Source organism: Actinomadura fibrosa (assembly GCF_900659615.1).
GTDB classification, from domain to species: Bacteria; Actinomycetota; Actinomycetes; order Streptosporangiales; family Streptosporangiaceae; genus Spirillospora; species Spirillospora fibrosa.
Map to the genome: position 1 here is coordinate 1 of NZ_CAACUY010000026.1, position 13,574 is coordinate 13,574.

12 protein-coding genes are annotated in these 13,574 nt (G+C 74.4%); 10 read left to right on the top strand and 2 right to left on the bottom strand.

What is annotated here, in order from left to right:
* On the bottom strand, positions 1-152 hold a 152-nt coding region (locus tag E1300_RS53925; RefSeq protein ID WP_165502805.1), incomplete at its 3' end, for a homocitrate synthase/isopropylmalate synthase family protein.
* 56 nt (positions 153-208) lie between these two features.
* On the opposite strand from E1300_RS53925, the gene E1300_RS12440 reads away from it, so the two are divergent.
* From E1300_RS12440 to E1300_RS12475, 8 genes are all read left to right on the top strand, one after another.
* Positions 209-1,465, top strand: a complete 1,257-nt coding sequence (locus tag E1300_RS12440) for a bifunctional cobalt-precorrin-7 (C(5))-methyltransferase/cobalt-precorrin-6B (C(15))-methyltransferase (protein ID WP_131757134.1) — start codon at positions 209-211, stop codon at positions 1,463-1,465.
* Positions 1,466-1,470: 5 nt separating this feature from the next.
* Entirely contained in the window at positions 1,471-2,076 is a 606-nt protein-coding gene (locus E1300_RS12445; RefSeq protein ID WP_242619117.1) for a cobalamin biosynthesis protein, read from the top strand.
* 88 nt (positions 2,077-2,164) lie between these two features.
* Positions 2,165-2,779 carry a precorrin-8X methylmutase gene (locus E1300_RS12450; protein ID WP_131757136.1) on the top strand — a complete coding sequence of 205 codons (615 nt, stop codon included), beginning with the start codon at positions 2,165-2,167 and terminating at the stop codon, positions 2,777-2,779.
* Positions 2,780-2,814: 35 nt separating this feature from the next.
* Positions 2,815-3,855, top strand: a complete 1,041-nt coding sequence (gene cobC, locus E1300_RS12455; protein ID WP_370784774.1) for an Rv2231c family histidinol phosphate aminotransferase CobC — start codon at positions 2,815-2,817, stop codon at positions 3,853-3,855.
* Positions 3,856-3,930: 75 nt separating this feature from the next.
* On the top strand, positions 3,931-5,166 hold the full coding sequence (locus E1300_RS12460; protein ID WP_131757137.1) for a nicotinate-nucleotide--dimethylbenzimidazole phosphoribosyltransferase: 1,236 nt from the start codon (positions 3,931-3,933) through the stop codon (positions 5,164-5,166).
* Positions 5,167-5,301: 135 nt separating this feature from the next.
* Entirely contained in the window at positions 5,302-6,540 is a 1,239-nt protein-coding gene (cobA, locus tag E1300_RS12465) for a uroporphyrinogen-III C-methyltransferase (protein ID WP_131757138.1), read from the top strand.
* Positions 6,537-8,906, top strand: coding sequence for an AAA family ATPase (locus tag E1300_RS12470; RefSeq protein ID WP_242619110.1), 2,370 nt, complete (start codon positions 6,537-6,539; stop codon positions 8,904-8,906). Before cobA ends, E1300_RS12470 begins: the two co-directional genes overlap by 4 nt.
* Positions 8,903-10,609 (top strand): P-loop NTPase family protein, encoded by a 1,707-nt coding sequence (locus tag E1300_RS12475; RefSeq protein WP_131757139.1) that lies wholly within the window; start codon positions 8,903-8,905, stop codon positions 10,607-10,609. The genes E1300_RS12470 and E1300_RS12475 overlap by 4 nt, the downstream gene beginning before the upstream one ends.
* Before the next feature lie 76 nt (positions 10,610-10,685).
* Here E1300_RS12475 and E1300_RS12480 read toward each other — a convergent pair whose 3' ends face one another.
* Positions 10,686-11,303: a TetR/AcrR family transcriptional regulator gene (locus E1300_RS12480; protein ID WP_131757140.1), complete on the bottom strand. Its 618-nt coding sequence runs from the start codon at positions 11,301-11,303 to the stop codon at positions 10,686-10,688.
* Positions 11,304-11,354: 51 nt separating this feature from the next.
* On the opposite strand from E1300_RS12480, the gene E1300_RS12485 reads away from it, so the two are divergent.
* Together E1300_RS12485 and E1300_RS12490 are read left to right on the top strand one after the other, a co-directional pair.
* Positions 11,355-12,155 carry a glucose 1-dehydrogenase gene (locus tag E1300_RS12485; protein WP_278045355.1) on the top strand — a complete coding sequence of 267 codons (801 nt, stop codon included), beginning with the start codon at positions 11,355-11,357 and terminating at the stop codon, positions 12,153-12,155.
* Between the two features lie 102 nt (positions 12,156-12,257).
* Positions 12,258-12,719, top strand: coding sequence for a single-stranded DNA-binding protein (locus E1300_RS12490; RefSeq protein WP_131757141.1), 462 nt, complete (start codon positions 12,258-12,260; stop codon positions 12,717-12,719).
* Positions 12,720-13,574 lie beyond the last annotated feature (855 nt).

Below are 13,574 nucleotides of genomic sequence, written 5' to 3' on the forward strand. Positions count from 1 at the left end.
GGGCCGAGCGTCTCCTCGTCGTACAGCTCGTAGTTGCCGTGGTCCTTCAGCGCACCGTCCGCGTGGATGCCGGACTCGTGCGCGAACGCGTTCCGCCCGGTCGCCGCCCAGGTGGTGCTGGTCGACGCGGCGGGCGAGCGCATGGTCGGCATGTACGGGCGGATGGCGCGGTGAACGGCCCCGGCCCGTCCGCGGAACGGCGCCCGGCGTGCTGACGGTCGTCGGCCGCGCCGGGACGCCGCTCCCGGAGGCCGCCGCGACGGCGCTGGCGGAGGCCGCGCTCGTCATCGGCCCGCCGCGGCGGCTGGAGGGCCTGCCGGTGGCGCCCGGCACGCGCCTGATCCCCGCGGACGACGTCGTGGACGCCCTCCGAGGCGTGGATGTCAGGAAACAGGACGTCGTGATCGTCGTGGACGGCGATCCGGGGCACTTCGGGATCGTCCGGGAACTCCTCGACCAAGGGCACGCGCCCGACGTCCTGCCCGGGACACCGCTGGTCGCACGTGCCTTCGCGCACGCTGGCCTGCCCTGGGAGGACGCGCTCGTCGTGTCCGCCCGGGACGGGAACCTCGACCGCGCGGCGAACGCCTGCCGCGCCCACCCGAAAGTGGCCGTGCTGACCGGCCCCGGCGCGGGACCGGCGGAACTGGCCCGCGCCCTGTTCCCGGTGACGCCGCGCTCCTTCGTCGTCTGCGAGGACCTGGACGGGCCGAGCGAGCGCGTCGTCCACGTACGCCCGGCGGAGGCGACGACGCGTCCGTGGAACGAACCCGAGGTGGTCCTCGTCCTGGACAACCGCCGAGCCCTGGGCGAACGGGGCTGGATCTCCGGCGCCACGCTCACTCCCGCCGGATGGGCCCTGCCCGCGGACGCCTTCGGCGACGGACACGGCCCCGGCCCGGAGACGCGGGCCGTCGCCCTCGCCAGGCTCGGCCCCAGGGTCGGCGACATGATCTGGGACGTCGGCTCGGGCGACGGGTCGATCGCCATCGAATGCGCCCGCTTCGGCGCCGCCGTGGTCGCCATCGAACGCGACCACGCCGCCTGCGAGCGGATCCGCGAGAACGTCCGGCTGCACCGCGTGAAGGTCGCGATGGCCCGCGGCGACGTCCGCGCCATGCTCGGCCACGTCCCCGAACCCGACGCCGTGTTCATCGGACGCGGCGGCCCGGAGACCGTCCGGACCTGCGCCGGGCTCGCCGCCGGACGGCTCGTCGCGATCGCCGGAGAGGGCGAGGCCGAACCCATGCTGGACGTCCTGGCCGAGGCCGGATTCACCGCCGAGGCCGTCCGCCTCCAGACCGTCGCGATCACCCGCGGCACGGCCGGAGCGCCACCGGAACCTCCCGCGTCCGTGACCATCGTCTGGGGCGGACGCGGCGCCCGGGCGCCCGAGCGGCGGCCGTCCCCGGCGTCCCGTCCCATCGAGACCATCCCCGGCCCGCCCGGCGGGCCCGAGGCGTGACCGGGATGGTGATCGGCGCCGGGGCGTCCGGCGGCGCGAGCGCGGCCGAGATCGCCGAACTGATCGGAACCGTGCTGGCCGAGGCGGGCGCCGCGCCGGAGGACGTCCGCTGCGTGGCCACCGCGACCGGACGGGCCGGCACGGCCGCCGTCCGCGCGGCCGCCGGATACCTCGGATTTCCCTTCGTCGCCTACCCTGTGGACGTGTTGGCGCAGGTGGACGTGCCGCACCCGTCCGAGATCGCACGAGCCCGGACGGGCACCGCGAGCGTCGCCGAAGCCGCCGCCCTCCACGCGGCGACCACGCTGCTGGACGACGCCCTCTCCAACAACGGCCCAGCCTCGAACACGCAACCCAACGCCCAACCGGGCACGCGGTCAGGCGCTCGGCCGGACACACCACCACCGGACGCGCAGCCCGACGCTCGGCCGGACACACCGCTGGACGCGCAGCCGGACGCACGAACCAGCGCGCAGCCGGGCGCACGATCCGCCGCTCGACCGGACACGGCGCCCGGCGCTCGGCCGGTCGTGCGGTTGGTGGTGGGGAAGCGGCGGTCGGGGCGGGCGACGGCCGCGGTCGCCCGGATCGTCGTCCGGAGCGGTCCGTGACACCCTTGTGCCCGACCCGGGCGACCCGGGAACGCCCGTACGGATCCCCGGCGACAGCGAGGATCGCCGTGATCAGCCAGGAGGCGCAGTGACCGTCCGACAGCCCCACCCGATCGAGCTCCGCTCGTACGAGATCCTGCGGTCCCGGGTCGACCTGTCGCCGATGCCGCCGCTGTGGCGGGCCGTCGCCGAGCGCGTGATCCACGCCACCGCCGACCTGGAGTACGCGGTGGACATCGTGACGCGCGAGGAGCACCTCCGGCAGGGCTGGTCCGCGCTCCGGTCGGGCGCCCCGATCGTCACCGACGAGCGCATGGTCGCCGCCGGGATCACCGCCCGCGAGCCGCTCTGCCACGCGGACGACCCCGCGGCGGCGCGGATGGCGCGGGCCGCGGGCATCACCCGCTCCGCCGCCGCCGTCCGGCTGTCCTACTCGGAGGTGGGGCCCGGCGCGGTCTGGGTCGTCGGGTCCGCGCCGGAGGCGATCTCCGAGATCATCACCCGCGGGGTCCAGCCGGCGCTGGTGATCGGCATGCCGGTCGGGTTCGTCGGCGCGTCCGAGGCCAAGGAGGCGCTGCGCGCCAGCGGGCTGCCGCAGCTCAGCAACGTCTCGGAGAAGGGCGGTTCCGCGGTCGCCGCGGCGGCGGTCAACGCGCTGCTGTACTTCGACCCGGCGAACGACGACCGAGGGGGACGGGCGTGAGCGGGGCCGGACAGCGCGCGGCGATCGCCGCGGCCCTGGCGGCGGTGGCGGTCCCCGAGACCGGCGACGTCGACCTGCGGCACCACGGCGACAGCGAGGTCGGCGACGGGCTCGCCGACTTCGCCGTCAACGTCCGCGCGGGGACGCCGCCCGCCTGGCTGGCCGAGCGGCTGCGCGCGTCCCTCGGCGGCCTCGCCGCCTACCCGGACCCGCGCCCGGCCCGCCGCGCCGTCGCGCGCCGCCACGGCAGGGCGCCCGGGGAGGTGCTGCTGACCGCTGGCGCCGCCGAGGCGTTCGTGCTGCTCGCGCGGGTCCTGGAGCCGCGCCGGGCGGTCGTCGTGCACCCGCAGTTCACCGAGCCGGAGGCCGCGCTCAGGGCGGCCGGGCACGCGGTGGAGCGGGTCGTCCTCGGCAAGGACTTCACGCTCGACACCGCCGCCGTCCCCGCGGACGCCGATCTCGTCGTGATCGGCAACCCGACGAACCCCACGTCCGTCCTGCACCCGGCGGACGCGGTCGCCGCCCTCGCGCGGCCCGGCCGGACCGTCGTGGTGGACGAGGCGTTCATGGACTGCGTCCCAGGCGAGCCGGAGACGCTCGCCACCCGGCTCCCCGCCGGGATCGCCGTGATCCGCAGCCTCACCAAGACCTGGGGGCTCGCCGGGCTCCGCGCCGGCTACCTGCTCGCCGACCCCCGCCTGGTCGCGCGGCTCGCCGAAGCCCAGCCGCTCTGGGCCGTGTCCACCCCCGCCCTCGTCGCGATCGAGGCGTGCTGCGAGCCGGAGGCCGTCGCCGAGGCGGAGGCGTGGGCGGTGGAGCTCGCCGCCGAACGCGACCGGCTCGCCGCCGAGCTCGCCAACCGCGGGCTCTACGTCGTCCCGGAGGCGCGCGCTTCGTTCCTCTGCCTGCGCGTCCCGGACGCGCTCGGCATCCGGGCGCTGCTGCGCCAGCGCGGCTACGCCGTCCGCCGCGGGGACACCTTCCCCGGCCTCGGCACGGACTGGCTGCGGATCGCCGTCCGCGACCGCGCGTCCAACGACGCTCTCCTGGAGGTGCTCGGTGAGCTGGGCATCTGACGGCCCGCGGCCCCCCGCGCGCGGGCGGCGCACGACGAGGAGCACGGGCGGTGCGCCCCGCCCGGAAAGGACACCGTGAACCTGATCGAGCAGACCGTCGCCGAGATCGCGCCCCCGGACGAGGCCGCCATGCGCGACGCCCGCGACCACCAGTCCCGCCTCACCAAGCCCCCCGGCTCCCTCGGCGTCCTGGAGGAGGTGTCGGTCCGGCTCGCCGGGCTCGCCGGGCAGTGCCCGCCGCCGCTGCCCGCCCCCGCCGCCGTCGCCGTGTTCGCCGCGGACCACGGCGTCCACGCCCAGGGCGTCACCCCCTGGCCGCAGGAGGTGACCGCGCAGATGGTGGCCAACTTCCTCGCGGGCGGCGCCGTCGTCAACGCGTTCGCCGCCCAGGTCGGGGCCGAGGTCACCGTCGTCGACGTCGGCGTCGCCGCCGACCTGCCCCCCGCCCCCGGGCTGCTGCCCCGCAAGATCGCCCGCGGCACCGCGGACATGACCACCGCCCCCGCCATGACGCCGGACGAGGCCCGGCGCGCCGTCGAAGCCGGCATCGAGGTGGCCCGCGACCTCGTCTCGGCCGGGGCGCGCTGCCTGATCACCGGGGACATGGGCATCGCCAACACCACCGCGTCCGCCGCGCTGATCGCCGCCTTCACCGGCCTGCCGCCCGAGCGCGTCACCGGCCGGGGCACCGGCATCGACGACGCCACCCACGCCCGCAAGGTCGAGGTCGTCCGCACGGCCCTCGACCGGCACGGCCTCCTCGGCACCGCCCCGGACGCGGCCGCGACCGCAACCCCCGCCAGCGAGCCGGGCGCCGCGGGGTCGGGCGCCACGGAGCCGGGCGCTGCGGGGTCGGGCGCCACGGAGCCGGGCGGCGCATCTGCGGGCTCCGCGGAGGGCGCCGCCGGTGGACGTGATCCGCTGGAGGTGCTCGCGGCCGTCGGGGGGCTGGAGCACGCCGCGATCGCCGGGTTCGTCCTCGGCGCGGCGGCGCTGCGCGTCCCCGTCGTCCTGGACGGCGTGATCGCCGGATCCGCCGCGCTCGCGGCCGCGGCGCTGTGCCCGCGGGCCCTCGGCGCCTGCGTCGCCGGGCACCGCTCCGCCGAGCCCGGGCACGCGGCCGCGCTCGGCCGCCTCGGGCTGCGCCCGCTCGTGGACCTGGAGCTCCGGCTCGGCGAGGGGACGGGCGCGCTCCTGGCGTTGCCGCTGGTCCAGGGCGCGGTCCGGGTCCTGCACGAGGTCGCGACCTTCGACTCCGCCGGGGTCAGCGGCAAGGAGGCCGGGCACCGTAACGACATGATCACGGAATGAGTCACGCTCGGCTATCGACTGGGCGGAGGGCCTCTCCATGAGCTCGCCAAGCCGAGTACCTTTGTTCCACAAACACACGTGTCCGTCACCGGCGTCCGCGAGCTACCCCGAACACCAGATCGAGAGATTCACTCCGTGCCCCCGTACCTGCTAGGCCTGCGACTCGGCGGGCGACGCGTCCTCGTCGTCGGCGGGGGCCGGGTCGCCCAGCGCCGCGTGCCCGCCCTGCTCGCCGCGGGCGCCGACGTGGTCCTCGTCTCACCCGAGGTCACCGCCTCGCTGGAGGGGCTCGCCGACGCCGGGCGGCTCGTCTGGCACCGGCGGCCCTACCGGCGCGGCGACTGCGCGGGCGCCTGGCTCGTCCAGGCCGTCACCGACGACGCCAAGGTCAACGGGGACGTGGTCGCCGAGGCGGAGGCCGCGCGCATCTGGTCCGTCCGCGCCGACGACGCCGAGTCCTCCCCGGCCTGGACGCCCGCGAGCGGCCAGGCCGGCGAGACCACCGTCGGCGTGCTCACCGGCGGCGACCCCCGGCGCGCCGCGGGCATCCGCGACGCCGTCGTGGACGGGCTGCGCGACGCGACGCTGGAGTCCCGGCACTCCCGGCAGAAGCCCGCCGGCGTCGCCCTCGTCGGCGGCGGCCCCGGCGACGCCGGGCTGATCACCGTCCGCGGCCGCCAGCTCCTCGCCATGGCCGACGTCGTGGTCACCGACCGGCTCGCGCCCGCCCAGCTCCTGGACGAGCTGGCGGCCGACGTCGAGGTCATCGACGCCGCCAAGATCCCCTACGGGCGGACGGTCACCCAGGACCGCATCAACGACTATCTCGTCGAGCACGCGCGGCAGGGCAAGTTCGTCGTCCGGCTAAAGGGCGGCGACCCGTTCGTGTTCGGGCGGGGCGGCGAGGAGGCGCTGCACTGCGCCCGCCACGGCATCCCCGTCACGGTCGTCCCCGGCATCACCAGCGCGGTCGCCGTGCCGTCCGCCGCGGGCATCCCGGTGACCCACCGCGGCGTCGCGCAGGAGTTCCACGTGGTGTCCGCCCACGTGGCCCCGGACCACCCCGAATCCACCGTCGACTGGGAGGCGCTGGGCCGCGCCAACGGCACGCTCGTCCTGCTCATGGCGGTGGAGCGGATGGCCCTGATCGCGGCGGCGCTCATGCGCTATGGTCGGTCGTCTGACACGCCCGTAGCGGTGATCCAGGACGGTACCCTGCCCGGTCAGCGGGCGCTCACGGCGACGCTGGGGACGGTGGCCGACGCGATGGCCGCCGCCGGAGTCCGGCCCCCGGCGATCGTGGTCGTGGGCGACGTGGTCAACGTGGCACGAGAGATCGACATGATTCGAGCCGACATGGGACGGGATCCGTGACACCCCCGGCAGAGCAGAGCGCGGTTCACGACGAGGAGGCCGGCACCGGCCCGGGCCGCGGAACCGACGGGCCCGCCGCGCCCGCCGCGCCCGCCCAGGACACGGCGGCCGGAGGCGGCGCGGAGCCCGGAAGCGAGGCGAGGTCCGAGACGTCCGAGAAGCCCGGGAAGGACGACCCCGCCAAGGACGAGCCCGCCGAGAGCGCGCCCGCGAGGGGCCGGTCGGCCAGGGGCGGATCCAGGCGGAGCCGCGCGAGAAGGTCCGGAACCGCTAAGAGCGACCCCGCGAAGTCCGACTCGGCGACCGGCGGCTCAGCCGAGAGCACCTCCGCCAAGGAGGCCGCCGCTCAGGCGAAGACCTCGGCGGTCAAGGACGCGGAGGCGAAGGTTCCGGCGGCCGAGCACGCGCAAGCCAAGGACCCGGCGCGGCCCGACGACCCGGCGCCGAAGGACGCACCGGCCACGGACGCGACGGAAGACGCGGCCGAGAAACCCGGCACTGCCACGCCCGCAAAGGACGCGCCTGCGAAGGACGCGCCGGCAAAGGACGCGCCCGCGAAGGACGCGTCCAAGGACGTGTCGGCGCAGGCCGTGCCCGTCAAGAGCACCCCGGTGAGGGGGGCGTCCGCACGGGGCGTCCGGCCCGGCCGCACGTCCGAGACGTCCCGGCAGGGCGGCGCGACGGTGCGGCAGGCCGAGCTCGTCCAGGCGCTCACCGCCCTGCGCGAGCAGCTCGGCTCGTTCGACTTCGTCCTGGACGTGCCCGGTGTCGAGGAGGCCCGCGAGGCCCGCGACGAGCTGCGCAACCAGCTTGAGGACTACGTGCTCCCGCGCGTCCAGGCGGCGGGCACGCCCCTGCTGGTGGTCCTCGGCGGATCCACCGGCGCGGGCAAGTCCACCCTGGTCAACACGCTCGTCGGCGCCCGCGTCAGCGCCACCGGCGTGCTCCGCCCCACCACGAGCAGCCCGATCCTGGTCTGCCACCCCGACCACGCCGAGTGGTTCCTCGAAGGGCCGATGCTGCCCGGGATGGGCCGCGTCCGCGGGCCCGCGCCGGACGCCATCGCCGGCGACCAGCTGGTCATCATCACCAGCGACGCCCTCCCGCCCGGCCTCGCGCTGCTCGACAGCCCCGACTTCGACTCCGTCTTCGAGGACCACTACGAGTTCGCCACCAAGCTCATGGCGGCCGCCGACCTGTGGCTGTGCGTCACCACCGCCGCCCGGTACGCCGACGCCCAGGTGTGGCAGATGCTCCAGCGCGCCAAGGAGAACGGCGCCACCATCGGCGTCGTGCTCTCCCGCGTCCCGCAGGGCGCCGGGTCCGAGGTCGTCGAGCACTTCGGCGAGATGCTGGACGAGCACGAGGTCGGCGACGCGCGGCGCTTCACCGTCCCCGAGACGCGGATCGAGGAGAGCCGCCTCCCCGAGGAGGCCATCGAGGACATCCGCGCCTGGCTCGTCGGCGTCGCCGAGGACACCGGCGACCGCGAAGTCGTCGTCAGCGACACCCTCGCCGCCGTCCTGGACAGCTTCCGCACCCGCGTCCCCGAGATCGCCAAGCACGTGGAGGCGCAGGTCGAGCAGCGCGCCGAGCTGGCACAGCAGGTCGAGGCCGCCTACGCCACCGTCCTCGCCGAGCTCGACGAGGCCACCCGCAACGGGTCCCTGCTGCGCGGCGAGGTCCTCGCCCGCTGGCAGGACTTCGCCGGCACCGGCGACCTGCTGCGCTCGCTGCACGTCGCGCGGTCCCGCCGCGGCCGCGCCGCGAACCGGCGGCACCGCAGCCCCGCCCGGGTCCGCGCGCTCAAGGCCGCGCTGCGCAGCGGCCTCGAATCGCTGATCATGGCGTCCGCCGAGCACGGCGCCGAGCAGGTCCTCGCCCGCTGGCGCGAGCACCCCGCCGGCGGCCAGATCATGGCCGGCCCGGCGGGCGCGGTCAGCGGCGTCTCCCCGGAGCTGTCCCGCCGCGTCACCCGCGCCGTCAGCTCCTGGCAGGACCACGTGCAGGAGCTCATCCGCACCGAGGGCGTCACCAAGCGCTCGGTCGCCAAGCTCGTGTCCTTCGACACCGAGGCCGTCTCGCTCGTCCTGATGATCGGCCTGCTCGGCTACGGGACGTCCGACGTCGCCGTCGAGGGCGGCACCAGCGCCGTCCCGCAGCGGCTGCTGAAGGCCCTGTTCGGCGCCGAGTCGCTGCGCGGCATGGGCGCCAAGGCCCGCGCCGACCTGCGCAGCCGCATCGGCATGCTGTTCGACGAGGAGGCCATCCGGTTCGGCCAGGCGCTCGACGGCGCCGGCATCCCCGACGAGACCGTCCCCGTACAGCTCTACCAGGCCACCTACAACCTCGAGGTTGCCCGATGACCACCTCGGCCATCCCCGCGCCCACGGGCTCCGGCGGCGTCCCCGTCCTCGGGGCCCCCGGGCCCGCCGCGCCCGCCCCGCCCCCCGCGGCCCCCGGGCTCACCGACCGCCTCAACGGCCTCGACCGGCTCGTCCAGGCCGGCACCGGACGGCTCGACCGCGCCCTCCTCGACGACGCCGCCGCACTGCTCGACCGCGCCGGGCAGCGCCTCCGGCTGTCCGGCGAGCACACCGTCGTCACCCTCGCCGGCGGCACCGGCAGCGGCAAGTCGTCCCTGTTCAACGCCATCTGCGGCCTCGACCTGTCGCCGACCGGCGTCCGCCGCCCGATGACGTCCAAGGCGCACGCCTGCGTCTGGGGCCTGGACGGCGCCGGACCGCTCCTCGACTGGCTCGACGTCGACAAGCGGCACCGCTACGCCCGCGCCAGCGCCCTCGACCTGGAGCGTGCCGACAGCTCGCTCCAGGGCCTCGTCCTGCTCGACCTGCCCGACCACGACTCCGTCCAGGCGATGCACCGCGCCGAGGTCGACCGGTTCGTCACCATCGCCGACCTCCTCGTCTGGGTCGTCGACCCGCAGAAGTACGCGGACGCGGCCCTGCACCGCAACTACATCGTCCCGTTCGCCCGGTACGCCGGGGTCACGCTGATCGTCCTCAACCAGGTGGACCGGCTCGGCCCCGACGAGATCGGCGACTGCGTCGCCGACCTGCGCCGCCTCCTGGAGGCCGAGGGCCTCGACCGGCCGCGCATCGTCACGACCTCCGCGGTCAGCGAGGACGGCGTCCACGGGTTCCGCGAGATCCTCGTCGACACCGTCGCCGCCCGCCACGCCCGGAGCGAGCGCCTCAGCGCCGACGTCGACCGCGTCGCCGAGCGCTTCGCGGAGCAGGTCCTCGACGCCGACCCGCCCACCGCCGTCGAGGACGACCGGCGCCTCGAACTCGTCCAGGCCCTCACCGACGCCGCGGGCGCGCCCGCCGTCGCCGAGGCCATGGAGAGCGCCTACGAGCTGCGCGCCGCCGACTTCGTCGGCTGGCCCATCGCCGCGATCATCGCCCGCCTGCGCTCCGACCCCCTCCGCCGGATGCGGCTCACCGAACTGCGCGAGGAGCTCCGCAACGCCTTCACCGGCCCGATCGGCGCCCAGCAGGGCGACGTCGACAACGCCCTCCACAACGTCACCGAGGGCGTGACCGCCGAACTCCCCGCCCCCTGGGCCCGCTCCGTCCGCGCCGCCGCCCGCTCCCACGCCACCGAGATCCCCGAGGCCCTCGGCCAGTCCCTCAAGGAGGCCCTGCCCAGCTTCAACCAGGTGCCGCGCTGGTGGTGGCTGGTCAAGACCTGGCAGTACTTCCTCGTCCTCGTCGCCGTCCTCAGCGTCGTCTGGATCGGCCTCCTGGTCGCCTACGGCGTCTTCGACGCCGGCGGCGACGACCCCGGCGGCCTCATCGGCGAGGCGGGCCTCATCCCGTACGTCGCGGTCCTCGCCGTGTGCACCCTCGGCATGGGCTGGCTCACCGCGTCCGCCTGCCGCAACCTCGTGGCGCTCTCGTCCGCCAAGCACGGCGACAAGATGGAGCACCACATGCGCGAGGGCATCGAGCGCGTCGCCGACCAGAAGGTGATCGAGCCGATCGTCGCGGAACTGGCCCTCTACGCCCGCTTCCGCGAAGACGTGGCCTTGGCCCTGGGCCGCTAGGGCGCGTCTCAAGTCGACTGCCCTACAGCTCGCTACGTGAGACACGCTCTGGTACTCCAGTCGTCCTGCCGGACGATCAGTCCTGCGCCTGAGGCCAGGCGGCCAGTGCCAGTTCCGCCGTTCCGGTGAGCTCCGCGGCCGTGGCGCCGTCGCGGGCGCGCTGCGACATGCCCTGGATGACCGCGGCGAAGTACGAGGCCAGGGCGCGAGGGTCGGCGTCGGCGGAGAGCTCGCCCTGCCGCTGCGCGGTCCCCAGACGTGCCTGGAAGGCGGCCAGGTTCGCGTTCCGCAGGTCGCGAAGGAACGCCGCGACATCGGCGTCCTGGACGGTGACATTGGTGGCGGCGCTGATGGTCAGGCAGCCGGCCGGGTGCGAGGGGTCCGGGTAGACGGCGGCCGCCTCGCGAAGGATGCGCCGGAACGCGCCGCGAGCCGTCGGCTCCTCCTCCAGGGCGGTACCGATGAACGCGCCGGCAGGAGAGCGTCCGTAAGCCTGGACGACCTCTTTGAACAGGGACCTCTTGTCCCCGAACGCCGCGTACAGGCTGCCGGGCCGGATGCCCATGGCCTGGGTCAGCTCACCGATCGAGGTGGCCTCGTAGCCGTGCTCCCAGAACAGCCGGGTGGCGGCCGTCAGGGCCGTCGTCCGATCGAACGCCGGCGGCCGCCCTCGCCTCGCTCCTGATCCACTCATGCCCTCGATTCTAGAGCGACCACTCAAAAATCTGTGCTACCGTATTTTTGAGTGATCGTTCAAAAAGAAGGGAAGGCCATGGCAAGCCGAGCACTCAAGGGAAAGATCGCGCTGGTCACCGGAGGCAGCCGAGGCATCGGCCGGGCCATCGCGGAACGGCTCGCCCGTGACGGCGCCACCGTCGCCGTCGCCTACGCCCGCGACGAGACGGCGGCAAGCGAGGTGGTCGAGCGCATCCGCAAGAACGGAGGCCTCGCCTTCGCGGTGCACGCGGAACTGGGACGGCACGGCGACGCCGCGCGCCTGTGGGCCGCCTTCGACGCCGCGGGCAAGGACCACGTGCCCGACGGCAAACTCGACATCATCGTCAACAACGCCGGCATAGGACGCAGCGCGGCACTGACCTCCCTGACCGAGCAGGAGTTCGACGAGGTCTTCGCCGTCAACGTGCGCGCGCCGTTCTTCATCGTGCAACAGGGGCTGCCGCGCCTGCGTGACGGAGGGCGCATCATCAACATCTCCAGCGGCGCGGCCCGCCTGGCCATGCCGGAGATCATCGCCTACGGCGCCACCAAGGGCGCGCTGGACACCTTCACCCTCAACCTCGCCAAGGAACTGGGCCCTCGGAACATCACGGCCAACTCGGTGGCCCCCGGAATCGTCGACACCGACGTCAACGCGTCCTGGCTCCGCGGCAACCCGCAGGCCGAGGCGCACGCGGCATCCCTGGCCGCCCTCGGCCGCGTCGGGCAACCGGAAGACGTGGCCGACATCGTGGCCTTCCTCGCCTCCGACGACGCGCGCTGGGTGACCGGCCGAGTCATCGACGCGACAGGCGGCGCCGGCCTGTAAGCCGACTCGGCGGGGCGAGTTATCCACAGGTTCAGGAAAGCAGTACGCCCAGCTCGGAGCTCCGCCACCGTTGAACGCATAAGCACAAACGACGGAGGAGTCATGAACGAAGCGCACGTCACCGTCACCGGCTGGATCGCCGCCGAGCCGTACTACAGCGTCACGGCCAACGGCACCCCGTTCCTGTCCCTACGGGTCGGCTGCACGCCCCGCCGCTACGACCGCCAGACCGCCCAATGGCAGGACGGCGACACGATGTTCCTGACCGTCAACTGCTGGCGCGGCCTCGCCGACAACGTCAACGCGTCCGAGTTCCAACGCGGCCACCCGGTCCTCGTCACCGGCCGCCTCCGCGTCCGCCAGTACGAACGCGACGGCCAATGGCGCTTCTCCGCCGAGATCGAGGCGACCACCCTCGGCCACGACCTCAGCCGCGGCACCGCCGACTTCCGCCCCGTCCAGCGCGGCGGCGCCCTCACCGACGAAGACCGCCAGGAAGCCCGAGACGTCGCCGACCAGTGGGCCCTGACAGCCCCACCCGAAGAAGAACAAAAAGCCGCCTAACCCGAAACGGCAAGCGAAGGCACCAACACCAGGCAAGATCACCAAGCACCCGAGCCGGATGCCGCGAGCGATGGCGCCGAGACGCAACGTTGCAGCACAGCGACTCAAGAACACGCCAACTGCACCCACTCCGACACTGCGACAACAAACGACCCGAAAGCGACCAAAAGAGGCAGACGGTAAAGCCCGACGCAGTACTGGAGCCGGTCGGCGCTGAAGCGCAACTTGGCTAGCGAACGGGCAACTGCACGCGCGGCGTACGGCGCCGCACAAGATCCCCAAGGAGGTGGATCCGACGATACGTCAAGACGCTCGACCTCCGGACGGCCAGCCCCACGCGCAGCGTGCGCCGCGCCAACAAGCTCCCTGAGGGGACGGGCTAGGAGGTACGAAGACGCTCGACCTCCGGACGGCTCCACGCATGGCGTGCGGCGCCGCAGCAAGATCCCCGACAGTTGGGCTTGGGGGGATAGCTCAAGGCGCTCGGCCTCTGGACGGGCAGCTCCACGCGTGGCGTGCGCCGCGCCAACAAGATCCCCATGGAGGTGGGCTTGGCGGTATGAAGGCGCTCGGCCTCTGGACGGGCAGCTCCACGCGTGGCGTGCGGCGCGACGAGAAGAATCCTTAGGGGTGAGCTGGAGCGTATCTCAAGGCGCTCGACCTCCGAACGGACGGTGGTTCCACGCGTGGCGTGCGGCGCCGCAACAAGATCCCTGAGGGGCGGGCTTGGGTAGGGAGGCGCATCAACTCTGGACGGGCGGCTGCACGCGTGGCGTGCGTGCGACAACGACGTTCCCGACGGAGGCGAGCTTGGAGTATGTCGAACCGCTCGGCCCTCGATGCGCGACGCTCCCG